This window comes from Nocardia sp. NPDC087230 (assembly GCF_044744725.1).
In the GTDB taxonomy this organism is placed as follows: domain Bacteria; phylum Actinomycetota; class Actinomycetes; order Mycobacteriales; family Mycobacteriaceae; genus Nocardia; species Nocardia canadensis.
Genome location: NZ_JBIUYV010000004.1, coordinates 51,828 through 75,854, shown reverse-complemented (window position 1 = coordinate 75,854; position 24,027 = coordinate 51,828). Strand labels below are relative to the sequence as shown.

Here is a 24,027-nt window from a genome sequence, read left to right as displayed (position 1 = left end):
ACGACACGGGCGGTCAGCGCGAGAGCGACCCGACCGTGAGCGTGAACACTTCGGGCGCGGGCGCGCAGCAACCGCCGGAACTCGCGCCGTCGGGGTCGTCGAAGACACCGGCCCCGCCGCACACACCGGTGTCGGGCAGGGTCAGCTCGACACGGGCGGCGGATTCGTGGTCACCGGCGAGTTCGGCGGCGATGGACCGGACCTGCTCGTAGCCGGTCATCGCCAGGAACGTCGGCGCGCGGCCGTAGCTCTTCATGCCCACCAGGTACACCCCGGATTCGGGATGGGTCAGCTCGGCGACGCCGTGCGGGTAGACGGTGCCGCAGGAGTGCACGTTCGGGTCGATCAGCGGCGCCAGCCGGACCGGGGCCTGCAGCACGGGGTCCAGGTCGAGGCGGACCTCCGAGAGCCAGGACAGGTCGGGACGGAAGCCGGTCAGCGCGATCACGGTGTCGACGCCGTCGATCCGGCGGCCGTCGTCGGCGACGAGCGCGGTGCGCCCGTCGGGCCCCGTTTCCACCGCGGCGGTGCGGAATCCGGTCACCACGGTGAGCAGTCCGTCCTCGACGGCCCGCTTGGCGCGCAGGCCGAGCGCGCCCCGGGCGGGCAGCTCGTCGGCCTCGCCGCCGCCGAAGGTGGCCTCGGTCCGACCCCGGCGCAGTACCCAGGTCAGCCGGGTGCCGGGCTCGTTCGCCAGTGGCGCCAAGGCCACGATCGCGGTCAGGGCGGAGTGCCCGCTTCCGGCGATCACGGTGTGCTTGCCGCGATAGCGCGCCCGCTCGGCCTCCACGTCGGGCACCCGGTAGGTGAGGGCGTCGCTGTCGCGCTCGCCCAGGGCGGGAAGTCCTTCTCCGCCGAGCGGATTCGGCGCGGTCCAGGTGCCGGAGGCGTCGATGACCGCGCGGGCGAGGATCCGGTCCTCGGTGCCGTCGGCGCGGCGCAGGTGCACCGACAGCGGTTCGGTGTCGCGACCGGAGTCCACGACCCGGTCGCGGCCGCGGCGGGCGACGCCGACGACCTCGGTGTCGTAGCGCACCGCCTCGCCCAGGGCCTCGGCCAGCGGCTCGAGGTAGGCGTGCGCCCAGTCCTGGCCGGTCGGGTAGTCCGCGTCGGCCGGAGCCACCCAGCCGGTGCCATCGAGGAGACGGCGACCCGCGGGGGCGATCAGCTCTGCCCAGCGGGAGAACAAGCGCACGTGATTCCACTGCGCGACCGCGGCACCGGCGCGGGGACCACGTTCGAACACGATCGGTTCGAGGCCGCGTTCGCGCAGTTCCGCGGCTGCCGCCAGCCCCACCGGGCCGGCTCCGACGACGACAACAGGCAGTTCGGTCATCACAGACTCCATTCATCGACACCCATCGATCTAATGACCAAACTGTATCGACGAATGTCGATGGATGCAACCATCGATCTACGTCGATATAATCGGAGGCATGACGTCCCTGGACATGCCCTCCGTCCGCGACTCCGCCGCGCCGCGCGTCGACGCCCTGTCGATCGACGACGCGACCACCTACGCCGCCTGGTTCTCCTGCCTGGCCGAACCCACCCGCGTCCGGCTGCTGCACCTGGTCGCCACCCGGCCCGAGGGGATCACCGTCGGCGAGCTGACCGAAGCGCTCGGGATCTCCCAGCCGACCGTCTCCCACCACGTCCGCAAGCTGGCCGACGTCGGGTTCGTCCGGGTGCACAAGCACGGCACATCCACCGTCGTCACCGTCAATCCCGCCTGCTGCACCGGCCTCCCGCACGCCGCCGACGCCGTCATGGGCGTGCTCACCCCGCGTCCGTGCTGCCCGACCGATCTACCCACCGACGTCACCGTGCGCGCGATGACCGACGCCGACTGGGACGTCGTGCTCCGCATCTACGGCGAGGGCATCGCCACCCGCGACGCCACCTTCGCCACCGAGGTTCCGACTCGCGAATACCTCGACGCCACCTGGCTTCCCGCGCACCGCTGGGTCGCCGAGCTCGACGGCGAGGTGGTCGGCTGGGCCGCGCTCGCGCCGGTATCGAGCCACGGCGGCTTCGCCGGAGTCGCCGAGACCTCCGTCTACGTCGCCGTGGCCGCGCGCGGCCGTGGCGTCGGGAAATCACTGCTGCACCGGCAGGTGATCGCGGCCGACAACGAGGGCCTGTGGATGCTGCAGACGTCGGCCTTCCCGGAGAATCGGGCCGCGATCGCGCTGCATCATTCGGCCGGATTCCGCACGGTCGGGGTGCGCGAACGCATCGCGACCCTCGACGGGGTGTGGCGCGATACCGTCCTGCTCGAGCGCCGCGCCGCCGTGGACGCCGCCGACGCCTGCGAGCCCGCAGCCTGCCGATAGCCGACGCGAGCACCCGGTCGCGGCAGATCCCAGACGCCACTGCCCGTCCGCGGCGTCGACTACCGCGCCTGGCAGCTCGACGATTCCGCGGGCAAGGGCGGCGAGGCGGTGTGCCCGATCCGCGACGCCGTCCGCGAGCGCATCGACGCGCTCATCGCGGAGCTGACCGCCGTGACGTGACCTGCCACCGGCCGCACGGTAGCTCTCAGCCGGCCCGGACCACCCGGATCGTGCGCAGCCGCGGGTCGGCGGCATCGGGCAGGTTCAAGCCCGCCTCGATGCCGGTGCGCAAATAGTCGATGACGGCCTCGCCGAGCCGTTCCCCCGGGACGACGGCGGGAATGCCCGGCGGATACGGGGTGAGCTGCTCGGCCGCGATCCGGCCTACGGCCCGCTCGGCGGGCACGGATTCGGCCGGTGCGAAGAAGGCGTCGCGCGGCAGCATCACCGTCTCCAGCTGCAACTCCTCGGGTGAGGGCAGCCGGATCCGCGGCGGTTCGGGGTGGGTCAGCCCGGCCCGCCACAGGGCGAGCGCGTCGACGAGGGCGTCGACCGTCGCGGCGTCGTCCGCCGAGGACAGCGTCGCCAGGACCCGCCGGTGATCGCTGAGGCCCAGGTCGATCCGGCGATGCTCGCGCAACCAGTCCGCGGCCGCGTAGCCGCTCGCGCCGGTGCCCGCGACGTCGACGAGGACCTGCAACAGGTCCAGGTCGTGCGAGGCCTCGACGCCGAGCAGCTCGTCGTGCATGACGGTGAGCCCGCTGATCTCGGCGAGCTCGGCGCGCACCCGGCGGGCCGAGCTCAGGGCCCGGTCGAGCAGGTCGTGGCCGAATTCGACCATCTGCCTTCGCCATCCGTCCAGCGCGGCGTAGATCAGCACATTGGGGCTGGTGGTCATCAGCAGGTCGGCGCAGCCGCGCAGCCGCACCGGGTCGATCAGGTCGCCTTGCAGATGGAACACCGATCCCTGCTCGAATCCCATGCCCATCTTGTGCACACTCACCACGCACACATCGGCGCCGACGTCCATCGCCCACGTGGGGAGGTCCGGATGGAACGGCAGGTGCGCGCCCCAGGCCTCGTCGACGATCAGCGGCTTTCCGCGCGCGTGGCACACCCGGGCGATCCCCCGGATGTCGGCACAGGTGCCGTAGGGGCTGGGACTGACGATCACCGCGCCCGCCGCGTCCGGATGCGCCCGCCAGGCCTGCTCGACCTGCTCGGGCGAGGGCGGATGCGACAGGTGTCGCTCGGCATCCCAGCGCGGGGTGATCCAGTGCGGTTGCACCCCGGAGAAGATCAGCCCGGCGACCACGGATTTGTGGCTGTCTCGGGCCACCAGCAGGCCGCCGTCGTGGCCGCCCGCCACGGCCATCATGGCCGCCTTCACCGACAGCGAACTCCCACAGGTGGAGAAGAAGGCGGCGTCGGCGCCGACCGCGTCGGCCATGAGCTCCTCGGCCTCGGCCAGCACGTGGTGCCTGGCCAGCCGATCGTCGAGCCCCGGGGCGGCGAGGATGTCGCTGTGGAAGGCGTCGACGCCGAGCGCGGCCAGCACCCGGTCGTCCACTCCGCGTCCTTGCCGATGCCCCGGCGGGGTGAATCCGTAGCGGCCCAGCCCGTGGTACTCGGCGACGGCGGCCAGCAGCGGGGCGGTGGTGTGGTCCATCGTGCGCACCTCCTGCGCGGTGGTCAGCGTGGGAATGCCGGCGGATCGATCCGCGTCCACGCTCGGTGTTCGCCCAGGTCGGTCAGCAGTGCCTCGATGGCCGGGACCGCCTCGGCCACGGTCACACCCGGGGCGTCCGGGTCGACGCCGGTGCGCTCCAGGATCGATGCGGCGGTCCCGACGGCGGCGATCGCCTTGCCGTGCCGCCACATCTCCTCGATGAGCAGGTCGACCCGGTCGTCGTCGGGGCCCGCCAGCGCGACGACACCGTCGAACTCGACCGATCGCATCGTCGCGAACGTGCGTGCCACCGGCACACCGTCGATCTCGCCGCCGTGCGCGGCGACCACGAACGGCCGGATCCCGGCCTGGGTGAGCGTGGCGCGGACCTCTTCGAGCGCCGCCGCGGAGGCCGTGTCGTCCACCAGCACCGCGACGGTGCGGCCGTCGACCGGGAACGCGCCGCGTCGCTGCGACAGTGCCGGACTCGGGTCGAGCTCGACCCGGTCGTCGACATCCGGCGCCGGAGTGTCGAGCCCGAGCTGCGCGGCGACGTAGCCGCCCAGCTCGTCGTCGACGTCGACCAGCATCTGCAGGCCGCGCCGCTGGATGGCCGTCGACGTGCATTTTCCGAGCTCGAAGGCGAAGGCGTCGGCCAGGTGCTGTTGTTCGCCCGGGGTGAGACTGCGATAGAACATCCGCGGCTGCGAGTAGTGGTCGGCGAAGGAGACCGCCCCGGCGCTCGTCGCCGAGGTCCGCAGCTCGGCGGCCGGCGGCGGGATCGGCGTCGGCGTCTCGGTGTAGGCCCGGTCGGCGAGACTCGCCGCGTACGGACAGCCACCGCCGAGCGAATTCGGTTTGTACGGCGCGATGCCGGGGTGCACGGCGGTCTGGTGCATGCCGTCGCGGAACATGTCGTCGACCGCGGTATGCGGGGTGTTGATCGGCAGCTGGGCGAAATTCGGCCCGCCGAGCCTGCTGATCTGGGTGTCGAGGTAGGAGAACAACCGGCCTTGCAGCAGCGGGTCGTCGGTGACCTCGATGCCGGGCACCAGATGACTGGGGCAGAACGCGACCTGTTCGGTCTCGGCGAAGAAGTTCACCGGATTCGCGGTGAGCCGCAGCGTCCCGATCACCTGCACCGGCGCGAGCTCCTCCGGCACGATCTTGGTCGGGTCCAGCAGATCGATGCCGTCGAAGAGGTGATCGGGGGTGTCGGGGAAGACCTGCACCCCGAAATCCCATTCGGGGGCCGCTCCCGCCGCGATGGCGTCGGCCAGGTCCCGGCGATGGAAGTCGGGATCGAATCCGGCCGTCAGCTGGGTTTCCTCCCACAGCATGGAGTGCACGCCCAGGCGTGGCTTCCAGTGGAACTTCACCAGGCTGGTCGTGCCGTCGGCGGCGACCAGCCGGAAGGTGTGGATTCCGAAGCCCTCCATCATCCGCAGTGAGCGCGGCAGCGCCCGATCGGACATGTTCCAGAAGGTGTGCGCGGTCGCCTCGGTGTGCAGGGTGACGAAATCCCAGAAGGTGTCGTGCGCGGATTGCGCCTGCGGAATCTCCCGGTCCGGCTGGGGTTTTCCGGCGTGGATGACATCGGGAAACTTGATCGCCTCCTGGATGAAGAACACCGGAATGTTGTTGCCGACCAGGTCGTAGACCCCTTCGTCGGTGTAGAACTTCACCGCGAAACCGCGGGTGTCGCGCACGGTATCGGCCGACCCGCGCGAACCGAGCACCGTGGAGAACCGGACGAATACCGGGGTGCGCACGTCGGCGGCGAGGAACCGGGCGCGGGTGAGCGACGCGGCGGCGCCGTTGGCCACGAACACCCCGTGCGCGCCGACACCACGGGCGTGCACGACCCGTTCGGGGATGCGTTCGTGATCGAAGTGGGTGATCTTCTCCCGCAGGTGGATGTCCTGCAGCAACACCGGTCCGCGCGGGCCCGCTTTGAGGGCGTGGTCGGTATCGGCGACGCGCAGGCCCTGAGCGGTGGTCAGGGCGCCGCCGTGCTGGGCGCGCAGGTCGGCAGGGCCGGGGATCGGCACGCCGGTCGGTCCGCGCAGCGCGGGCCCCTCCTGGTCGGCCGCCGGTCCCGGCTCGGTGCAGGGGTGGTCCGGGTCCTCGTCCGGAGGAGTCGCCGGCCGGGTGTACTCGGGAGGAATAGCGGGCCCGGAAGCCCCCTGCTGTGGTCCGGCGTTTCCCATCATCGAAGCCTTCCTGTTGACGAGGACCGTCTCCTGGCGAGCAGCGCGTCAGCGGCGCGGCATCCGCTCGCTCGGCGGCCCGCCGCTGCTTTCCGGTGGTTTCTGACCAGGCCATGCCCGGATCTCCGGCACCGAAACAGCCGCCCGTCGCCGCAGCCCGGTCTGGCCATAGCCGCCGCCCGGGGTGAGAGAAGCGACTCACATCCCGGTAGCGCGCGCTCCGCCGACCGCGATCTGCCCTGTGACGACTGTGGACTCGGGAAGGACATCGAGGTGGCTGGACGGCATCGAGCAGTGAGCAAGCGGAGCACGGCCCTGCGCGGACTTCCCGTGGCGATGGCGCTGCCCGCGGCGATCGCCTTCGGCATCGGGCCCGGCGCGGCGCAGGCCGCGCAGGTGCAGGCTGTCTCGCACACCCCTGATCTGCCGGAATTCGCGGCACCGCGGCCCGAGCCGGTCCAAGCCGTGGCCGCCGTCGCGCCCCTCGAAGAACACGCTGTCGCGCAGTCGGTTTCCCCAGTCGGCGACGAACTCGCGCTCGGCGCGAACCAGCGCGACACCGCCGAGTTCGCCACCGCGCACCCGGTCGCCGATACCCGGCCGATCGCCACGGCGGCGCCGATCGCCAGCCCGATCGAGAACGCCACCTTCCTCGGCTCGACGGCCGGTCAGGTGATCGGCGGCATCGCCGGCGCCGGCCTCGGCGCGGCGGGCGGAGCGGCGCTGGCCACCCCGCTGGCGGTCCCCACCGCGGGACTCGGCGTCCCGGTCGGCGCGGTCGCAGGCGGCATCGTCGGTGGGGTGGTCGGCACCTACGCCGGCTATTACGCCGGCGCCTACCTGGGCACGTTGGTCGCCCAGCAGGCGCCTCAGATCATCCCCAACGTGCTGCCCTGACCGTGCGGCGGGCCCGACGCGGGCCCGCCGACGACAGGTCAGGCCGGTTCCAGCACCTCGACGGGCGGGTTGTCGGCGTAGAGCTCGGCGATCTCGGCCGTGTATTTCTCGGCGATCACCTTCCGCTTGAGCTTCATGGTGAGTGTCACCTCGTCGCCACCGGCTTCCCAGAACACCGGCAGGATCCGGAAGCGCTTGACCTGTTCGACCCGCGACAGCGCGGCGTTGCCCGCCGCCACGCCCGCGGCGATCTGCGCGCGCACGGCGGGATTCGCGGCCAGTGCCGCGGCCGACGCGTCGGGCAGACCGTGCTGTGCCGCATAGGGTTCGGCGCTCTCGGCGTCGAGGACGATCAGCGCGGTGTTGTAGGGCCTGCCGTCGCCGATCGTGGCCATGGCACCGATCAACGGCGTCGCGGCCTTGATGGCGTGCTCGATCGTCGTCGGCGACATGTTCTTGCCGGAGGCGTTGATGATCAGTTCTTTCTTGCGGTCGACCACCCGCAGGTAGCCGTCGTCGTCGACGGTCACCACGTCACCGGTGCTCAGCCAGCCGTCGGCGTCGACGGCTTCGGCCGTCTTCTCCGGTTCGCCGCGGTAGCCCTTCATCACCAACGGCCCCTTGACGAGCAGTTCCCCGTCCTCGGCGATGCGCGATTCCATGCCGGCCAGCAGTCGCCCGACCGTGCCCAGCCGGGTCTCGCTCGGCGGGCTGACGCTGCAGATGCACGACAGTTCCGACATGCCCCAGATCTCGGAGATCGGCACCCCGAGCCCGGCGAAGAAGCCGAGCGTGCGCGGTGGGATCGGGGCGGCGCCGGACAGCGCGAAGCGCAGGCGATCGAAACCCAGCTTCGCCCGCAGCTTCGAGAGCACCAGTGCGTCGGCCTTGGCCCATTCGGCGGCGACGTCGTCGGGAACCGGCTGCCCGGCCAGCTGGTATTCGCTGCGCTCGGCCCCCACCGCCAGCGCCCACCGCATACCCTGCCTGCGTGTCTCGTCCGGCTCGTTCGCGACGACGAATTCGATGGCGGCCGCCAGCTTTTCCCACACCCGGGGCACCGCACCCCAGATGGTCGGCCGCAGATCCGCCAGCGCGGCCGCGATCAGCTTCGGGTCCGACACCGTGGTGACCTGGGTGCCGAACACCTCCTGGAGGTAGAGCGCGGTGAGCCGGTCGGCGATGTGGGCGCTCGGCATGAACGAGGTGATCGAATCGCCGAACTCGAACCCGAGCACATCGCCGAGACCATAGGCCTGGAACATCAGGTTCGCGTGCGTCGTCTCGACGCCCTTCGGGTTGCCGGTGGTGCCGGAGGTGTAGATCAGCGTCGCCACATCGGCGGGCTCGACCGCCCGCCAGGACGCGTCGAAGTCGAAATCCACAGCGCCACCGGCGATCATCTCGGCCACCGGCACCGTGCCCTCGACCGGCTCGTCGAGACAGACGAGGTGGTCGAGCGGCACGCCGCTCGCGCGCAGCCGCGAGACGTACTGCGGCTCGCAGATCACCACGCGCGCGCCCGCGTTGCCGAGGACGTGCGCGAGCTGCTCGGCGGAGAGGGTGTTGTAGACCGAGAACGAGGTCGCGCCCACGTGCTGGGCGCCGACTTCGAGCGGATAGAACTCGACGCGATTGCTCATCATCAGCGCGACGGTGTCGCCGCGGCCGACGCCGAGCGCCGCCAGGCCCGCCGCGGCCGCGCGCACGCCGTCGGCGTATTCGCGCCAGGTCAGCGTGTGGGTATTCCCCGGAGTGCGCAACGCGACGGCGTCGGGATCGATGGTGGCGTTGTATTGGAAGGCGGCACAGAGGGTTTCGAAACGTGGTGTCGACATGGAGGTCTTCCGTGGTTCAGACCGCGGTGGCGGTGTCGGGAGCGAGCAGGGAGGTGATGAAGCGGCCCGCGGCGCCGAAGGCGAAACGGGCCTCGGGCGCCAGTGCGGGCATGACCTGGAAGACGTGCATCTGATCGGGCCAGACCTGGAGTTCGCACACCCCGCCGACCTGCCGCAGGCGCTCGGCCAGTTCGATGGCGTCGGCGGCGAAGTACTCCGCCCCACCGGTCTGGATCAGGGTGGGCGGCAGCGTCATGCCCCGCTCCGGCCGCAGTTCGAGATGCTCGCTGGTGAAGTGGGCGAGCGCTTTCGCCGACAGCGTGTACGAGATCACCCCGTCCCGGCTGCGCACACCGGTGCGGGCGATCCGCAGGCCGAGGTCGGCCATCGGCGAGAACAGCACCAGCCCGGCCGGTCCGCGACGTCGCAGGCGGGCGTTGGCGAGGGCGAGATCGGCGGCCAGGAATCCCCCGGCCGAGTCGCCGGCGAGCACGATCCGGTCCGGGGCGAACCCGCGCCGCAGCAGCCACCGATACGCCCGCGCCACATCGAGCTGGGCGCACGGGCTCGGATGCTCCGGCGCCAGGCGATAGTCGACGACGAAGACCCGGGCGCGACTCGTGGTCGACAGGCGCGACGCCACACCGCGATACGCCGCCACCGAGCCCGCGACGAAACCGCCGCCGTGCACGTACAGGATCACCGCGTCGGTGCGGTCGGCCTTGGGCCCGGTGACCAGCTCCCCGCGGACCGGGCCGTCGTCGACGCGCTCCACCGAGGTGCCCGCCAGGCTCGGCCCGACCACCCGCATCGCGGCATCGATCGCCAGCCGGGCCACCGGCAGGGTGGCGGTGTTGACCGGCAGCGCGGCGGCCAACGGCTTGACCGTGCGTTCGGCCAGCAGCCGAGCGGCCCTGGTGCGCAACGATCCCCGCCCCGACGCGGTCATCGGCCGCTCCGCCGCTCGACCCGGTCGAGCAGGTCCTTGACCTTGCCGCTGCCCGCGAGCTGCGCGTCGAGCACCACATTGACCGCGCCGCGCAGCAGCGCGTACGGCTCCCACCCGCTGGGGGCGATGGTCCGGGCCGCGCGGCGGGCGATGCCGTCGGCGATCACGGTGGCCGCGTGTGTCGCGGTGATGCGGACGTTCAGCGGCCACGGCAGCATCTCGTCCAGTTCCCGGCCGAGGTCGTCGCGGTCGAGCATGGCGTGGGTCATCTCGGTCTCGACGACACCGAAGTAGGCGATGCCCGCGCTGGCGCCCGCCGCGGCGAGTTCCACCCGCAGCGCGCGCCCGAACTGCTCGACCGCGGCCTTGCTCATCATGTACGGCGACCCGGCCATGCCCGGCGCGAACGACGCGCACGACGAGACGACGACCACGTGCCCCCGCGCCGCGACGATGTGGTCGAGGGCGGGATGGACCGTGTTGAAACAGCCGTCGAGGTTGATCGCCATCACCCGGTCGAAATCGGCCGGGTCCATCGTGCGCACGGTGGCGGGCGCAGGCGTCACCCCGGCGTTGGCGACGACGACGTCGAGATGGCCGAAGGTGTCCACCGCGAGCCGGGTCGCGGCCACCATCGCCGCGCGGTCACTGACATCGGCCGTGATCGCCAGGGCCCGAGGCCCCAGCTCGCCCGCGGTCACCTCGGCGCCGATCTCATCGATGTCGACCACGACCACGAAGGCACCGCGGGCAGAGAGGATCCTGGCCAGTTCGAGGCCGATTCCCTGCCCGGCGCCCGTGATCAGCACCGTCTTGTCGCGCACGTCGTAGGACCGGCGCGTGAGCAGGCTCAGCGGATGGAGCGCGGTGATGTCCATCAGGCACTCACTTCGTAGGACTCGGCATCGAAAGCGCTGGTCCGCTTGCGGTATTCGAAGCTCCAGTTCGGATAGAGCCCGGCGTTCTGCCCGTCCGGGGTGGTGTAGTAGCTGTCGCAGCCGCCGGTGAGCCACACCGTATCGGCGCTGCGCCGATGCATCTCCTCGACGAACGCGTCCTGGACCTGCTGCCGGACCTCGACCCGGTGTGCTCCCTTGTCGCGCAGGGTCTTCACCGCGTCGACGATGTAGGCGATCTGGGACTCGATCATGAAGATCGCCGACTGGTTGCCCGCCGCGCCGAACGGCCCCAGGGTGAGGAACAGGTTGGGGAACCCGGCGACGGCGGTGCCCAGATAGGTCCGCCGGTGCTTACGCATGACCTCGCCCACGGATACGCCGTCGCCGCCGACGATCCGGTCGTAGGACGAAGGCGCGGGCTCGAATCCGGTGCCGTAGATGATCGTGTCGACCGGGATCTCGACTCCGGCGCGGGTGAGGATGGAGTGCGGGCGCACCTCGGCGATGCCGTCGGTCACCACCTCGACATTGTCCTTGTCGAGGGCGGGCAGGTAGGCGTCGGCGAAGATCGCGCGTTTGCAGCCGATCATGTAGTCCGGCGTCAGCTTCTCGCGCAGTTCCGGATCCCGCACCTGGCGACGCAGCTGCCAGCGGCCGAGCAGCTCATAGGGGTGCCGGAAGCGCTTGTCGACGAAGCCGACCAGCCCGAAGCCCTCGATCGCGGTGTACCAGGCGCCGCGAATGACCTTGCCCGCCAGTGGAATCCGGCGCAGGGCGAAGCGCTCCACCGCCAGCGTCGGCCGGTCCATCCGGGGCACGATCCAGGGCGCGGAACGCTGGAAGACGGTGAGCGCGGCCACCTTCGGCTGGATCTCGGGCACGAACTGCACCGCCGAGGCGCCGGTGCCGATCACCGCGACTCGCTCACCGGTGAGATCGTGGTCGTGATCCCAGTGCAGGGAATGGAACGTCGCGCCCGCGAAGGTTTCCACCCCCGGCAGCGTCGGGTACTTGGCTTCGGCGAAGACCCCGGTGGCCGAGATCAGGTAGTCGGTGGTCAGTGCGCCCTGCGAGGTCTCCAGACGCCACAGTGAGCGGGCCTCGTCCCAGCGGGCCTCGAGCAGCTCGGTGTTCAACCGGATATCTCGGACGACATCGAATCTCGTCGCCACCGACCGGATGTAGGCCAGGATCTCCGACTGCTTGCCGTAGGTCCGCGACCAATCGGGATTGGGCGCGAACGAATAGCTGTAGAGCTGCGAGGGCACATCACACGCGCACCCCGGATAGGTGTTGGCCTGCCAGGTTCCGCCCAGATCCGCGGCGCGTTCGAGGACGACGAGGTCGTCGAAGCCGGCCTCGCGCAGCTTGATCGCGAGGCCGATGCCGCCGAATCCGGCACCGATCACGACGATGTGACGGTGTTCGGTTGGTGCCATGGTTTACCGATTCCTTCCGTGCAGCGCAGTGACCAGGCGATCGACGATCGCGTCGGTGGTCTCGCCGCGGGTGAATGTGGTCAGGGCCAACGGCAGGGCGAAACGCTGCCGGGTGGTGGCCTTGGCGTAGGTGAACTCCTTGAGTCCGTCCTCGCCGTGCACGCGACCGAAGCCGGAGTCGCCGACGCCGCCCAGCGGCAGGCGCGCGATGGTGGCATGGGCGACATAGGCGTTGATGGAGGTGCCGCCCGCGCGGATCCGGTCGGCGATGCGCCTGCCGTTGCGGCGCGAGAAGACCGTGCTGCCGAGGCCGTAGGGGCCGGCGTTCACGCGCTCGATCGCCTCGTCCATATCCCGCACCCGCGCGACCGTCAGCGTCGGGCCGAAGGTCTCCTCGGTGACGGCGACCGCGTCCTCGGGGACATCGACCAGGATGGTGGGCTGCACGAACTGCCCGTCGATCGCGTCGGCACCACCCAGCAGGGCGCGTGCCCCGCGAGCCAGCGCGTCCTCGATGTGGTGACGGATGATCGCGATCTGCTTGCCCATCGTGATCGGCCCGATCTTCGCCGCACCGGTGCCCGCGCGCAGCTTCCGCGCGTGGGCGAGGAGCTTCGGGACGAACTCGTCGTAGACGTCGGTGTGGACGTACACGCGCTCCACGCCGAGGCAGGTCTGGCCCGCGTTGGACATGCCGCCCCACACCGCGGCGTCTGCGGCCGCGTCCAGGTCGGCGTCGGCATCGACGATCAGCGCGTCCTTGCCACCGAGTTCCATCAGCACCGGCGTCAGGGTCTCCGCGCAGGCGGCCATCACCCGCTTGCCGGTGGCGGTGGATCCGGTGAAGCCGATCTTGCCGACCCCGGACCGGCACAGGGCCGCACCGGTGTCCCCCAGGCCCGTGATCACCTGGAACACCGGCTGTTCCGGCACGACGGCCGCGAACCGGCCGGCGAGCCAGTGCCCGACGCCCGGGGTGTACTCACTGGGCTTGAACACCACCGCGTTGCCCGCCGCGAGCGCGAACGACACCGAACCCAGCGGGGTGAACACCGGGTAGTTCCACGGGCCGATCACCCCGACCACCCCGAACGGGCGGTACTCGAGCGTGCATTCCTGATTCACGGCGAGCAGGCCGGGCCGCACCGCACGCGGGCCGAGCACCCGCCGCGCGTTGCCCGCCGCCCACGCCAGGTGCTCGAGCGCCATCGCGATCTCGAGCCGGGCGTCCGCGAGCGGTTTGCCCATCTCCTGGTGGATGAGCTGGGCGAGTTCGGCTCGCCCCCGGGTGATCTCGCCCCGCCAGGCATCCAGTCGGCGGGCTCGCTCGGCGAAGCCGATCCGCGACCACCAGTCCGCGGCCCGGCGGGCGTCGGCGACCGTGGCCGCGACCTCGGCCGGGGTGCGGATCGGATAGCTGCCGACGACGGCGCCGGTCGCGGGTGAGATGACGTCGAAGGTCGCATCATCGCGCGCGGGTTCGGCGGGCGTGGGTGTTGCCGACGGGAGTGTTGTTCGCCCCATGGACGACCTTTCTCGTTCGTGCCCTGCTCAGAGATCGAGGACCAGGGATTCGCCTGCCGCGCGGGAAACGCAGGTCAGCATGTGATCGCCGCGCTCGGCGTCGAGGAGTTTGCGGTCGCGGTGGTCGACCTCGCCGGCCAGGACCGCGACCTTGCAGGTGCCGCAGAACCCCTGCCTGCACGAATACAGCGCGTCCGGCCGCACCCGGGTGATGGCCGCCAGCGCGGTCTCGTCGGCGCCGACCCGGACCGTGCTGCCCGACCGGGCCAGCGTCACCTCGAATTCCCTGCCGTCGATCACCGGCGGCGCGGAGAAACGCTCGGTGTGCAGCGATCCCGTCGGGTTGACGGTGAAGGCGTGCCGGTGCGCGGCGTCGAGGACGGGCGGCGGACCGCAGACATAGATCGCCGCGCCGGGGGCGGCCCGGCCGATCAACGCGCCCACATCCGGGGTGCCGAACTCGTCGTCGGGACGGATGTCGACCCGGCCGCCGAGGACGGCCAGTTCGTCGAGGAACGGCATGGTCGCCCGCGAGCGGCCCAGATAGACCAGCTGCCAGCGCGCCCGCGCGCGAGCCGCCGCCCGGACCATGGGCAGGATCGGGGTGATGCCGATGCCCGCCGCGACGAACAGATACGACGGCGCGGCGATGAAGTCGAACGCGTTGCGCGGACCACGAATTCGCAGCGTGTCGCCCACCGCCAAGCGGTCGTGCACCTCGATCGAGCCGCCCTCGCCGTCGGCGATGCGGCGCACCGCGATCCGGTAGTGGCGGCGATCGTCGGGGTCACCGCACAGGGAGTACTGACGCTGGGCTCCCGAGGGCAGCACGATGTCGAGGTGCGAGCCGGGCCGCCACGGCGGCAGCGGTGCGCCGGTCGGCGAGGTCAGCGTCAGGCTGCGGACATCGACCGCTACCGACTCGATCCCGGCGACGGTCACCGCGATCTCGAAGTCGTCGTGCCGCACCGGATTAGGTCGCGAGATCAGCGAGGCCGCGCGGCCCGCGACGAACAGCTGCCGGTAGCCGTCGGCGACGGCGCCGATCGCCCGCAGGGCGACCGGCGGGGTGTACCGCTCCGCCATCGGAGTCACCGTGGCCGTCACCGCGCGGCCGCGCGGGCGGCGGGCGAATGCGCGAGGTAGCGCAGCGCGCGATCCATCGGCCCCAGCTGGGAGGGATGGAAGCCCGGCCGCAGGTAGCGCGGGATCTCGCTGAGGAACAGGCCGAAATTCGGCACGATGCCGCGCGCGGTCGCCCGGGCCAGCTGCACCGGCCAGAACGGACCCTTGTGCGGCGCGGGGTCCTTGGCGTAGAGGTAGGCCGAGGAGACCAGGAAGGTGGCCAGCAGCGACACACTCGCCGCCACCGCCGTGCGCGCCTTGCGCACGTAGCCGCCGTCGACATACATGTACGCGTCGTAGACCACGCTGCGGTGTTCTACTTCCTCGGCGCCGTGCCAGCGGATCAGATCGAGCATGGTCGGATCCATGCCGAGGTCTTCGAAGGTGTCGTTCTCCAGCAGCCATTCACCGATGACGGCGGTGTAGTGCTCCATCCCGGCGAACAGCGCGAGCCGTTCCTTGAGCCATTCCTCCTTCGCCCGGCCGGTGAGGCCGTGGTCGCCGAGGATGCGATCGACGAACCAGGCGAAGGTCCGCACCATCGAGTCGACGTCGAGGCCAAGGGACTGAAGGTGATCGCGCGCGCCGGCGTGGCTGCTGGCGTGCATCGTCTCCTGACCGACGAAGCCCTGCACCTCCTCGCGCAGCCGCTGGTCGTCGATGTAGGGCAGCGCCTCGGCCAGCGCTCGAGCCATCGCCCGTTCGCCTTCCGGCAGCACCAGGTGCATGACATTGATGACGTGGGTCGCGAAGACCTCGCCCGGGATGTAGTGCATCGGCACATCACCGAAGTCGAAGTGCACGTCGCGTGCGTGGATCGCGTGCGCTTCCTCGCGGTGATGACGCCTCGTTGCGTCAGCGGAGTGAGCCATGCCTCAACCGTACGATGCAACACAAATGATTGCAATGTTGCAGCAACAAATTGTGTGGATATGTTGCATCGGGCGCCGAGTTGCTACCGTGGTCGACATGACCGCGGCGTCCCCCACCTCGACGAACACCCCGGAAACCGACGATTCCGCCGCGGCGCGCATCCTCGACGCGGCGCTGGTCCAGTTCGAACAGGTGGGCGTCAAGAAGACGACGATCGAGGACATCGCCCGCCAGGCCGGGGTCGACCGGGCGACCGTCTATCGCCGGGTCGGCTCCCGCGACGACGTGGTCACCGCGGTGTTCGCGCGGGAGGTCGCGCGCGTGCTGGCCGATCTGCGGAGCCTGCCGAGCAGGCACGACAACCTCGACGACCTCGTCGCCGACATCCTCGTGACCGTCATCGGCCGGTGGCGCGAGCACCCGCTCGTGCAGCGGCTGCTGGTCCTGGAACCGGACCGGGTGATGCCGCACCTCACCACCGACAGCGCGTCGACCTTCACGATGTCGATCCTGACCACCGAATCGATGCTCCGGGACGCGATCGCCGCCGGGCTGCTGGCCGAGACGCCGGACCTGCTGGCCCGCGCCGAGGTGCTGTGCCGCGTGGTGCACTCGATGATCCTGGCGCCGACCGGCCTGCTCCCGCTGCGCACCGACGACGAACTCGACGCGTTCGCGCGGACCTATCTGGTACCGATCATCAGTCGCTGACCCGCCGCCGGGCCGCGTCGGCCCGGCAGACGGCTCCCGTCAGTCGAGGCAGAATTCATTGCCTTCGGGGTCGGCCATCACGATGAATCCCGCGCTCATCGGCGGCTCGGGCTCGAAGCGGCGCAGGCGGGTCGCGCCCAGCGCGACGAGCCGTTCGCACTCGGCTTCCAGGGCAGCCATCCGCTCGTCGCCCTGCAGCCCCGGCGCCGCGCGCACGTCGAGGTGGACGCGGTTCTTGGCGACCTTGCCCTCGGGCACCCGCTGGAAGAACACTCGCGGGCCGTGTCCGTCCGGGTCCTCGATCGCCGAGCGGGTGTTGCGCTGATCCTCCGGCACGCCGATCCGGGCGAGGAAGTCGTCCCAGGCCGCCAGCGGATCCGCGCCCTCGGGCAACTCGACACCGGGCGGGCCGGGGTGCACATAGCCGAGGACCTCGCGCCAGAAGGTCGACAGCGCCTTCGGGTCGGCGGCGTCGAAGGTGATCTGGAGATGGCGGCTCATCGGGTTGCTCCCTTTCGTTCGGCTGATTCGCTTCGCCTACTCTGACAGCAATAGCGGACAGATCAGGTCCGCTATTGCTGACAGGCTGACGAGATGACGACCGCGGACCACGAACGAGGGCAGACCGAACGGGTACTCACCCTGCTCGGACTGCTTCAGCAACGGCAGGTATGGACCGGCCCCGAGCTGGCCGAACGGCTCGGAATCACCCCGCGCACGGTGCGGCGCGACATCGAGCGGCTGCGCGCTCTCGGTTATCCGGTGCGGGCCGGACACGGGGTCGGCGGCGGGTACCAGCTCGGTCCCGGCCAGGACCTGCCGCCGCTGCTGCTCGACGACCAGGAGGCGATCGCCACCGCCGTCTCCCTGCTGGTCGGCGCGGGCGGGGCGGTCACCGGCGACGGTGCGTTGCGCGCGCTGACCAAGCTCGACCGGGTGCTGCCGACCCGGCTGCGGCACGAGGTGCGCGCGCTGACCGGGTCGGTGGAGTCGTTCGGCACCGGGCACACGCCGGTGGATCCCGACGTGCTGATCACCCTGGCCAGGGCCTGTCGCGACGAGGTCGAGGCGGCGTTCGACTATCCGTCCGCCGGGGCGACGCGGCGCAGGCGGGTCGAACCCTATCGCCTGGTCGCCTCGGATCGGCGCTGGTATCTGTTCGCCTACGACCTCGACCGGGCCGACTGGCGCAGCTTTCGCGTCGACCGGATGGCCGAGGTCGCCGCGCGCACCTGGCGGTTCCGCCCCCGCGCGGCGCCGGACGCGGCGACCTACGTGCAGGAGGGCGTGGCGAGCCGGGTCTACGCCGAGCAGGCGCGCTTTCTCGTCCACGCCACCGCCGACACCGTCCGGGCCCAGCTCCCCGGCTCCACCGCCGTGGTCCGCGAGCGCGACCGGGACTCGTGCGAAATCCTCGGTGGTGCTGCCGATCTCGACATCTTGCTGATGCGGATCCTGCTGCTCGGCCACGACTTCGAGGTGCTGGAACCCCCGGATCTGGCGGCGCGCTGTCACACACTGGCGGACCGGCTGCGCGCGGCGGGCACCCCGATCCCGGAGCGGGGTTGACCTTGACCCTGCGTCAGGGTTGGAGAGTGGGCGCATGACGAACTTCCGCACCTCCCCGCAGCACCGCGTCCCGCCGGTCGGCGCGTTCCAGGAGATCGACGGCCGCCGCCTCTTCGTGCTCCGCTCGGGCAGCGGCGGGCCCGCGGTCGTGTTCCTGCCGGGAGCGAGTGCCGTCGGCCTGGACTACTTCGGTGTCCAGCAACAGGTTTCGAGGTTCACCACCGCCGTCGTGTACGACCGCGGCGGCACCGGCTACAGCGACGCGCTGCCGCTCCCGCGCACGGCGGGCGCGGTCGCCACGGAACTGCGGGAGCTGTTGCGCGCCCAGGGCATTCCCGGCCCGTATGTGCTCGCCGCCCACTCCCTCGGCGGGTTCTACGCGCATCGGTTCGCACAGTTGCACCCGGGCGAGGTGGCGGGGCTGGTCTGGCTCGATGCCCTCCACCGCGACTGGGACCAGTACGTGCCCAGCGGCGCGCGCCTGGCCGCGACCGAGCGACTCGGTCCCGATCTCGCCCAGCTCGCCGAGCTGCGCCCGGCCATGCGCGCCATGCGCGCCGAACTGCTCACGGACTATCCGGCCGAGATCCGGGACGCGCTGCTCGACGCCAAGGGCAGCGACGCGTGGCTGCGCACCGGCATGACCGAACGCCGCACCCTGGTTCCGCTCGCCGCCGAATTGCGGGACGGGCCCGGCCTTCCGGACGTGCCGGTGATCGCCCTGACCGTGGTTCCCGGCGACCCGGCCGAGCGGGAACTCGAGGACGCCAAGACGCGGATGGACGCGGCGCTGGTCGGCGCGGTCGCGCACGGCGAGCAACGCCTGCTCACCGACACGTTCCACCATCGGCTCTGCTTCGATCGCCCGGACGCCGTGGTCCAGGCGATCCGGGACGTCGTCGACCGGGCGGCGCGCCCCTAGACTCGGCGCCGACGATGTTCGACGACCCGAGGGGAACGGTGCTCACGATCGGCCAGCTCGCGACGACGGCCGGGGTGACCGTGCGCGCCGTGCGCCACTACCACCACGTCGGCCTGCTGCCCGAGCCCGACCGCGATGCCTCCGGGTATCGCCGCTACAGCGCACAGGCGGCGGTGGATCTCATCCGGATCAGGACCCTGGCCGATGCCGGGGTGCCGCTGGCCCGCATCGACGCGCTGCTGCACGCCCAGCCGACCGAGTTCGCCGCCGCCGTCACCGCCATCGACGCCGAGCTCCAGCGCAAGATCGACCAGCTCATCGATTACCGCCGCCGGATCGCCGCGCTCGACAGCGGCGAGAGCCTGGTCCTGCCCGCCGAGGTGGTGGCCCTGCTGAACCGGATGCGCGCACTCGGCATCAGCGAACGGCGCGTGCGGCTCGAACGCGACTCCTGGATCCTGTTGCAGGCCATCGACCCCCGCGTCCTCCCCCAGCGCGTGCGCGAGAAGAACACCGACCTCGACGACCCGGAGACGACGCGGATGTTGCTGGCCTGCGACCGATCCGTCGACTGGGACCCCCGCGATCCGCGCCTGGACCAGCTCATCGACGACCTGGACGCCTGGGAGATCGCCCACGCCGGTGACACCGCCCGCCCGGCGAACCACCTCATCACCACCCACATCGCCGGCGCCTCCCCGGCCTGGCGGCGCATCGTCGAAACCCTCGCCGACCGCGCCGAGCGACGCCGAGGCACCCGCGACGGCTGAGCCACCCGGCCGGAGTCCGACTTCAGTCGCCGGGTCCCGCCGGGACCAGCAGCACCGGGCGGTGCGCGTGGTGGACGAGGTGGGCCGAGACCGACTCCCCGAGCAGGCGTTCGAGGAGGGATCGCAGGCCGGGCCGGGGTGCGCCGATCACGATCATCGACGCGTCGTAGGTCTCGGCGAGGGCGTCCAGCACGCGCGCGGGATTGCCGCGGCGCGCGTAATAGGTCCAGTTGCCGGGCCATTCGGCGAGCCGGGCGCAGGCGGCGGCGCGTTCGCGGTCGACCATGGCGGCGACCGTGTCCTCCCACTCCGCCGCGTCGGGGTCGTCGGGCAGATCGTCGGCGTCGATGACGTGGACGACGTGCAGATGGGCGTCGAGCCGGGCGGCCAGGCCGATCGCGACGCCCAGCGCGACCTCGCCGGCCCGGTGCCGGTCGTAGCCGACCACCAGATGTGTGGAAGCCACCGAGGCGCCCGGTGGACCGTCGACGCGCAGCACTTCGCCACGATTCCCCGCTCGCCGTTCGGTCATCGATCCTCCAGAGATATCCGGTCGGGCCCGCCTGGGCGGGCACCCGTTACCCCGTACTCCCATCATGCGCCCTGCGGTCGACGACCGAAGCAGGCGACGGACGTCGTCACCACGTAGGGATTGACGCCCCGAAAAGAGTGAGTGTACAGTCACTCACATGAGCAAGAGCGGAGCCACCCTCTCCAAGTCGGACGTGCGGCGCGATGCCGTGGTCGATGCCGCGATCGTCGAGTTCGCCAGGACCGGGTATCACGGCACGCCGATCAGCACGGTGGCCGCGACGGCTCAGATCTCGCCCGCGTATGTCTTCAAGCTGTTCCCCGGCAAGGTCGCCCTGTTCGTCGCGGCGCTCGAGCGGTGCTTCGACCGGATCGTGGCGGCCATGTCCGGCGGCGCGGCGAGGTCCACCGGCGAGAGTCCCGAACAGATCCTCTACGACATGGGCGGCGCCTACGCCGAGCTCATCGGCGACAAGAGCCTGCTGATGCTGCAGGTCCACGCCCAATCCGTGGCGGACGTGCCGGAGATCGGCGCGGCACTGCGCGACGGATTGGCCCGGGTGACCGAGCTCGCCAAGCAGCGCTCGGGCGCGGCCGACGAATACGTCCAGCGCTTCATCGCCTTCGGCCAGCTCTGCCATCTGATCACCACCCTCGGGCTCGACGGCGACAACAGCGCCTGGGCACAGATCGTCACCGCGGGCATCCGCCACCCCAAACCCCACTGAACCCCGATGCCCCTCGCGGGGCATTTTTTCGACCCAACGAGTGATTGACCAGTCACACACTAGGAGTATCGCATGTCCATCACCGCCACCGAGATCGTCCTACCTGGCCGCGTCGAACCCGAGGGCCTGCTGATCACCCAGCGCGAACTGCCCGCGCCGTCCGCCGGGCAGGCCCTCGTCCGGGTCGAGGCCAGCGGAGTGTCCTTCGCCGAACAGCAGATGCGGCGCGGCAAGTACTACGACCAGCCGCCTTTCCCGTTCGTGCCGGGCTACGACCTGGTCGGGACAGTCATCGCGGTCGGGACCGACGTCGACCCGGCGCTGATCGGCACGCGGGTCGCCGCGCTCACCAAGATCGGCGGCTGGGCCAGTCACACCGTGCTCGACGCGGCCGACCTGGTGCCGGTGCCCGCCGCGCTCGATGCCGCCGAGGCGGAGACCTTCGTCGTCAACGGAATCACCGCCTGGCAGATGCTCTTCCGGACCGCCCGCGTCCGCGCGGGACAGACGATCCTGGTGCACGGCGCCAACGGCGGGGTCGGTTCGACGCTGGTGCAGTTGGCCCGCGCCAACGGAATTCAGGTCATCGGGACGGCCTCGGCCCGCCACGCCGAGGCCGTGCGCGCGCTCGGCGCGACCTGGGTGGACTACCGCGGCGACGTGGCGCGGCAGGTTCGGGCGCTCGCCCCCGGCGGGGTGGACGCGGTCTTCGACCATATCGGCGGCCCTGGGATCGCCGATTCGTTCGCGCTGCTCGCGCCGCACGGCACGCTGGTCTCCTACGGTACCGCGGCCACCAAGAACGACGAGGGCGATTCCCGGCTGCCCGTGCTGAAGCTGTTCGCGCGACTGATGCTGTGGAACGTGTTGCCCAACAAGCGCAATGCGCACTTCTTCGATCTGTGGGCGGGCAAGCGCCGCCAGGCCGCCTTCCGCGCCCGTGTCACCGAGGACCTGGGCCAGGTCTTCGCACTCGCCGCCCGTGGCGACCTGCGCGCCCAGGTCGCCGCGCGCATCCCGCTCACCGAGGCCGCCCGTGCCATGACGCTCGCCGAGTCCCGCACGGTCGTCGGCAAAGTCGTCGTCGTCGCCTGATCCGTTCCGCCCACACCCAGGAGATCCGTGATGTCCCAGCTCATCTCGCCTACCGACCCCCGACCGTCCACCCTGCGCGTCCTGCTCGACAACCGGCCGTCCTACCTGAGTTTCGGGCTGGCCTGGTTGCTCGGGCACGGCGCCTACGCCCTGTCCCACGGCGCCGATCCGCTGGTGCGGCTGCCCGCGGCGGCGCCGAGCGCGCTGCTGATCGCGGGGCTGCTGATCGCGATGGTGATCACCAGCGTCGTCACCATGCGGGCCCAGCGCGGCGTCACGGGGGCCGACGCGGTCGTCGGCCAGCTGCTCGCGGCGTCGTGGCTGGTCGGGTTCGGCGCGCTGTTCTTCGTCATCACCGCGCTGAGTTCGGCACTGGCCCGAGACGATCTGAAGATGCTGCTGTGGCCCGCCGGTTCGGGCCTGATCGTCGGTCTGCTCTATCTCGCCGGCGGCTCCGCCTACCGCGACGTCCTGCAATACGCGCTCGGCGCCTGGCTGGCCCTCACCTCCACGGCCGCCCTCCTCCTCGACGGCGCGAGCCCGTACTGGGTGCTGGCCGTCGCGGGCGGCGGCAGCTACCTGCTCGCCGCGGCGATCGAACCCCGGCGGCGGGCCATGGCCGCCTGACGCCACTCCCCCGACTGCCCGCCCGGCCACGCCGCGCGGGCAGTCGGCGGGTCAGCTCCCGGCGGCCCGCTCGATGACCTCGGCCACAGCCTGCGGCTGCGCGACGAGAGAGGCGTGCGAGGCGGGGATCTCGCTCGTGGTGGCGCCGATCCGGCCCGCCATGAAGCGCTGGGACGCGGGCGGGATGACCCGGTCCTCGCCGGAGACCAGATACCAGCTCGGCAGGTGCTGCCAGGCGGCGGGACCCGACAGCTCCAGGTTGGCGGCGACGGCGATCGAGCGCTGGTGGGCGATCATCTCGGCGGCGGTCGCGTCGTCGACGTCCTGGGCGAACACCTCATGGAACGAGGCCGGATCGACGTAGCCGTCGAGGTTCTTGCCCGCGACGCCCTGGCTGTCGTCGACCAGCTCGAGTTGCAGGACCGGGGGCAGCAGCCTGCTGCCGGGGAAGCGGATCGGGTCGAGCAGGAGTTGGGTCGGTTCGCCCGGCACCGGGGCGAAGGCCGCGATGTAGACCAGGGCGGTGACATCGGGATCGTCGACATTGGTGATCACCGCACCCCCGTAGGAGTGGCCGACCAGCACGATCGGCCCGTCGATCCCGGCGATGGCGCGCTCGACGGCCGCGGCGTCGTTGGCCGGTCCGCGCAGCGGATTGTCCGGCACGACCACGCGATAGCCGTCGGCGCGCAGGGCGGCGGCGACACCGTCCCAGCTGGTGGTGTCGGCGAACGCGCCGTGCACCAGCACCACGGTCGGGTTCTCGGCGGCCAGGGCGGGCGCGGCGGTGAGCACGCAGGCGCTCAGCCCGGCGGCCAGTGCGACGGCTGTAGTCGGTCGGATTCTGCTCATGATCGGTCTACCTCTCCCGGCAATCTCGGATTCAGTTGACGTGCGGCGCGGATCCGGGCGACGTGGCGACATCGGCGATCGCCCGCCGCCCAGTATCGTCGTGCCCCGGCGGGCCCCGCGCACCGGACCACCTCCACGGTCGCCCGCGGGACCAGGTACCGCTCCGGCAACATCTGGCAAACGATCCGCGCGATCCATTGACCCCCCGATCGACCCACACTGACCATGGACTCATGGCCACCGACGAAGCCCAGCAGATCGACGAAGTCGTCATCCGACTCACGCAGCGATATCCCGGCATCGCCCCCGAATACATCGCCGACACCGTCCACACGGCCTACGACCGATTCGCCGACGTGCACGTCCGCGACTTCGTTCCGCTGCTGGTCGAGCGCCGCGCCACCCGCAGCCTGTCCGCCCCACCGGCCTGAGCCGATGAGTGACTTCGGTCCCCGCCGAAAGG

The 24,027-nt window shown here is 71.1% G+C and carries 23 protein-coding genes; 10 read left to right on the top strand and 13 right to left on the bottom strand.

All coding sequences use genetic code 11. From position 1 onward, the window contains the following. Positions 1-13 precede the first annotated feature (13 nt). A complete protein-coding gene (locus tag ACIO52_RS15915; protein ID WP_402644568.1) occupies positions 14-1,336 on the bottom strand; it encodes an FAD-dependent oxidoreductase in 1,323 nt (440 codons plus the stop codon). Positions 1,337-1,436: 100 nt separating this feature from the next. On the opposite strand from ACIO52_RS15915, the gene ACIO52_RS15910 reads away from it, so the two are divergent. Beyond that, the gene (locus tag ACIO52_RS15910; protein ID WP_218717940.1) at positions 1,437-2,336 is read left to right on the top strand and encodes a metalloregulator ArsR/SmtB family transcription factor; all 900 of its coding nucleotides are present in this window, start codon (positions 1,437-1,439) and stop codon (positions 2,334-2,336) included. Positions 2,337-2,541: 205 nt separating this feature from the next. On the opposite strand, the gene ACIO52_RS15905 is transcribed toward ACIO52_RS15910, so the two are convergent. Together ACIO52_RS15905 and ACIO52_RS15900 are read right to left on the bottom strand one after the other, a co-directional pair. Continuing rightward, entirely contained in the window at positions 2,542-4,005 is a 1,464-nt protein-coding gene (locus tag ACIO52_RS15905; protein ID WP_402644565.1) for an aminotransferase class I/II-fold pyridoxal phosphate-dependent enzyme, read from the bottom strand. 23 nt (positions 4,006-4,028) lie between these two features. Continuing rightward, the gene (locus ACIO52_RS15900; RefSeq protein ID WP_402645135.1) at positions 4,029-6,215 is read right to left on the bottom strand and encodes a catalase; all 2,187 of its coding nucleotides are present in this window, start codon (positions 6,213-6,215) and stop codon (positions 4,029-4,031) included. 294 nt (positions 6,216-6,509) lie between these two features. On the opposite strand from ACIO52_RS15900, the gene ACIO52_RS15895 reads away from it, so the two are divergent. After that, positions 6,510-7,112: a hypothetical protein gene (locus tag ACIO52_RS15895; protein WP_402644562.1), complete on the top strand. Its 603-nt coding sequence runs from the start codon at positions 6,510-6,512 to the stop codon at positions 7,110-7,112. Between the two features lie 38 nt (positions 7,113-7,150). Here the strand turns inward: ACIO52_RS15895 and fadD11 are convergent, their stop codons facing one another. Genes fadD11 through ACIO52_RS15860 form a run of 7 tightly spaced genes read right to left on the bottom strand, consistent with a single transcriptional unit; the run spans position 7,151 to position 15,758 of the window. Continuing rightward, positions 7,151-8,950 (bottom strand): fatty acid--CoA ligase FadD11, encoded by a 1,800-nt coding sequence (gene fadD11, locus ACIO52_RS15890; RefSeq protein ID WP_342800524.1) that lies wholly within the window; start codon positions 8,948-8,950, stop codon positions 7,151-7,153. 16 nt (positions 8,951-8,966) lie between these two features. Continuing rightward, positions 8,967-9,899 (bottom strand): alpha/beta hydrolase, encoded by a 933-nt coding sequence (locus ACIO52_RS15885; RefSeq protein WP_218717944.1) that lies wholly within the window; start codon positions 9,897-9,899, stop codon positions 8,967-8,969. After that, complete coding sequence (locus tag ACIO52_RS15880; RefSeq protein ID WP_218717945.1) at positions 9,896-10,777, bottom strand: short-chain dehydrogenase/reductase; 882 nt, start codon at positions 10,775-10,777, stop codon at positions 9,896-9,898. The genes ACIO52_RS15885 and ACIO52_RS15880 overlap by 4 nt, the downstream gene beginning before the upstream one ends. Next, positions 10,777-12,237 carry a flavin-containing monooxygenase gene (locus ACIO52_RS15875; protein WP_402644557.1) on the bottom strand — a complete coding sequence of 487 codons (1,461 nt, stop codon included), beginning with the start codon at positions 12,235-12,237 and terminating at the stop codon, positions 10,777-10,779. Before ACIO52_RS15875 ends, ACIO52_RS15880 begins: the two co-directional genes overlap by 1 nt. A gap of 3 nt (positions 12,238-12,240) precedes the next feature. Continuing rightward, complete coding sequence (locus ACIO52_RS15870; RefSeq protein ID WP_402644554.1) at positions 12,241-13,761, bottom strand: aldehyde dehydrogenase family protein; 1,521 nt, start codon at positions 13,759-13,761, stop codon at positions 12,241-12,243. A 27-nt stretch (positions 13,762-13,788) separates the two neighbouring features. Next, on the bottom strand, positions 13,789-14,847 hold the full coding sequence (locus tag ACIO52_RS15865; RefSeq protein ID WP_316573792.1) for a PDR/VanB family oxidoreductase: 1,059 nt from the start codon (positions 14,845-14,847) through the stop codon (positions 13,789-13,791). 17 nt (positions 14,848-14,864) lie between these two features. After that, positions 14,865-15,758 (bottom strand): metal-dependent hydrolase, encoded by an 894-nt coding sequence (locus ACIO52_RS15860; RefSeq protein ID WP_402644552.1) that lies wholly within the window; start codon positions 15,756-15,758, stop codon positions 14,865-14,867. 97 nt (positions 15,759-15,855) lie between these two features. On the opposite strand from ACIO52_RS15860, the gene ACIO52_RS15855 reads away from it, so the two are divergent. Next, positions 15,856-16,470: a TetR/AcrR family transcriptional regulator gene (locus tag ACIO52_RS15855; protein WP_218717950.1), complete on the top strand. Its 615-nt coding sequence runs from the start codon at positions 15,856-15,858 to the stop codon at positions 16,468-16,470. Positions 16,471-16,509: 39 nt separating this feature from the next. On the opposite strand, the gene ACIO52_RS15850 is transcribed toward ACIO52_RS15855, so the two are convergent. Next, complete coding sequence (locus ACIO52_RS15850; RefSeq protein WP_218717951.1) at positions 16,510-16,971, bottom strand: VOC family protein; 462 nt, start codon at positions 16,969-16,971, stop codon at positions 16,510-16,512. A gap of 93 nt (positions 16,972-17,064) precedes the next feature. On the opposite strand from ACIO52_RS15850, the gene ACIO52_RS15845 reads away from it, so the two are divergent. From ACIO52_RS15845 to ACIO52_RS15835, 3 genes are read left to right on the top strand one after another with little or no spacing between them, the layout of a single operon-like run. After that, positions 17,065-18,039: a helix-turn-helix transcriptional regulator gene (locus tag ACIO52_RS15845; protein WP_402644548.1), complete on the top strand. Its 975-nt coding sequence runs from the start codon at positions 17,065-17,067 to the stop codon at positions 18,037-18,039. A 34-nt stretch (positions 18,040-18,073) separates the two neighbouring features. After that, positions 18,074-18,961 (top strand): alpha/beta fold hydrolase, encoded by an 888-nt coding sequence (locus ACIO52_RS15840; protein ID WP_218717953.1) that lies wholly within the window; start codon positions 18,074-18,076, stop codon positions 18,959-18,961. Between the two features lie 14 nt (positions 18,962-18,975). Then, complete coding sequence (locus tag ACIO52_RS15835; RefSeq protein WP_402644545.1) at positions 18,976-19,731, top strand: MerR family transcriptional regulator; 756 nt, start codon at positions 18,976-18,978, stop codon at positions 19,729-19,731. Between the two features lie 22 nt (positions 19,732-19,753). Here ACIO52_RS15835 and ACIO52_RS15830 read toward each other — a convergent pair whose 3' ends face one another. After that, positions 19,754-20,263: a universal stress protein gene (locus ACIO52_RS15830; protein ID WP_316573787.1), complete on the bottom strand. Its 510-nt coding sequence runs from the start codon at positions 20,261-20,263 to the stop codon at positions 19,754-19,756. Positions 20,264-20,420: 157 nt separating this feature from the next. Here ACIO52_RS15830 and ACIO52_RS15825 point away from each other — a divergent pair, with 157 nt between their 5' ends. The 3 genes from ACIO52_RS15825 to ACIO52_RS15815 all read left to right on the top strand — a co-directional run bounded on the left by ACIO52_RS15825 (position 20,421) and on the right by ACIO52_RS15815 (position 22,712). Further along, positions 20,421-20,990, top strand: coding sequence for a TetR/AcrR family transcriptional regulator (locus ACIO52_RS15825; protein ID WP_218717955.1), 570 nt, complete (start codon positions 20,421-20,423; stop codon positions 20,988-20,990). A 72-nt stretch (positions 20,991-21,062) separates the two neighbouring features. Next, a complete protein-coding gene (locus ACIO52_RS15820; protein WP_402644540.1) occupies positions 21,063-22,085 on the top strand; it encodes a medium chain dehydrogenase/reductase family protein in 1,023 nt (340 codons plus the stop codon). Positions 22,086-22,115: 30 nt separating this feature from the next. Then, positions 22,116-22,712, top strand: a complete 597-nt coding sequence (locus tag ACIO52_RS15815; protein ID WP_402644538.1) for an ABC transporter permease — start codon at positions 22,116-22,118, stop codon at positions 22,710-22,712. A 51-nt stretch (positions 22,713-22,763) separates the two neighbouring features. On the opposite strand, the gene ACIO52_RS15810 is transcribed toward ACIO52_RS15815, so the two are convergent. Then, positions 22,764-23,564 carry an alpha/beta fold hydrolase gene (locus tag ACIO52_RS15810; RefSeq protein ID WP_218717958.1) on the bottom strand — a complete coding sequence of 267 codons (801 nt, stop codon included), beginning with the start codon at positions 23,562-23,564 and terminating at the stop codon, positions 22,764-22,766. 233 nt (positions 23,565-23,797) lie between these two features. Between ACIO52_RS15810 and ACIO52_RS15805 the strand changes: the two genes are divergently transcribed. Further along, positions 23,798-23,995, top strand: coding sequence for a three-helix bundle dimerization domain-containing protein (locus ACIO52_RS15805; protein ID WP_316573782.1), 198 nt, complete (start codon positions 23,798-23,800; stop codon positions 23,993-23,995). Positions 23,996-24,027 lie beyond the last annotated feature (32 nt).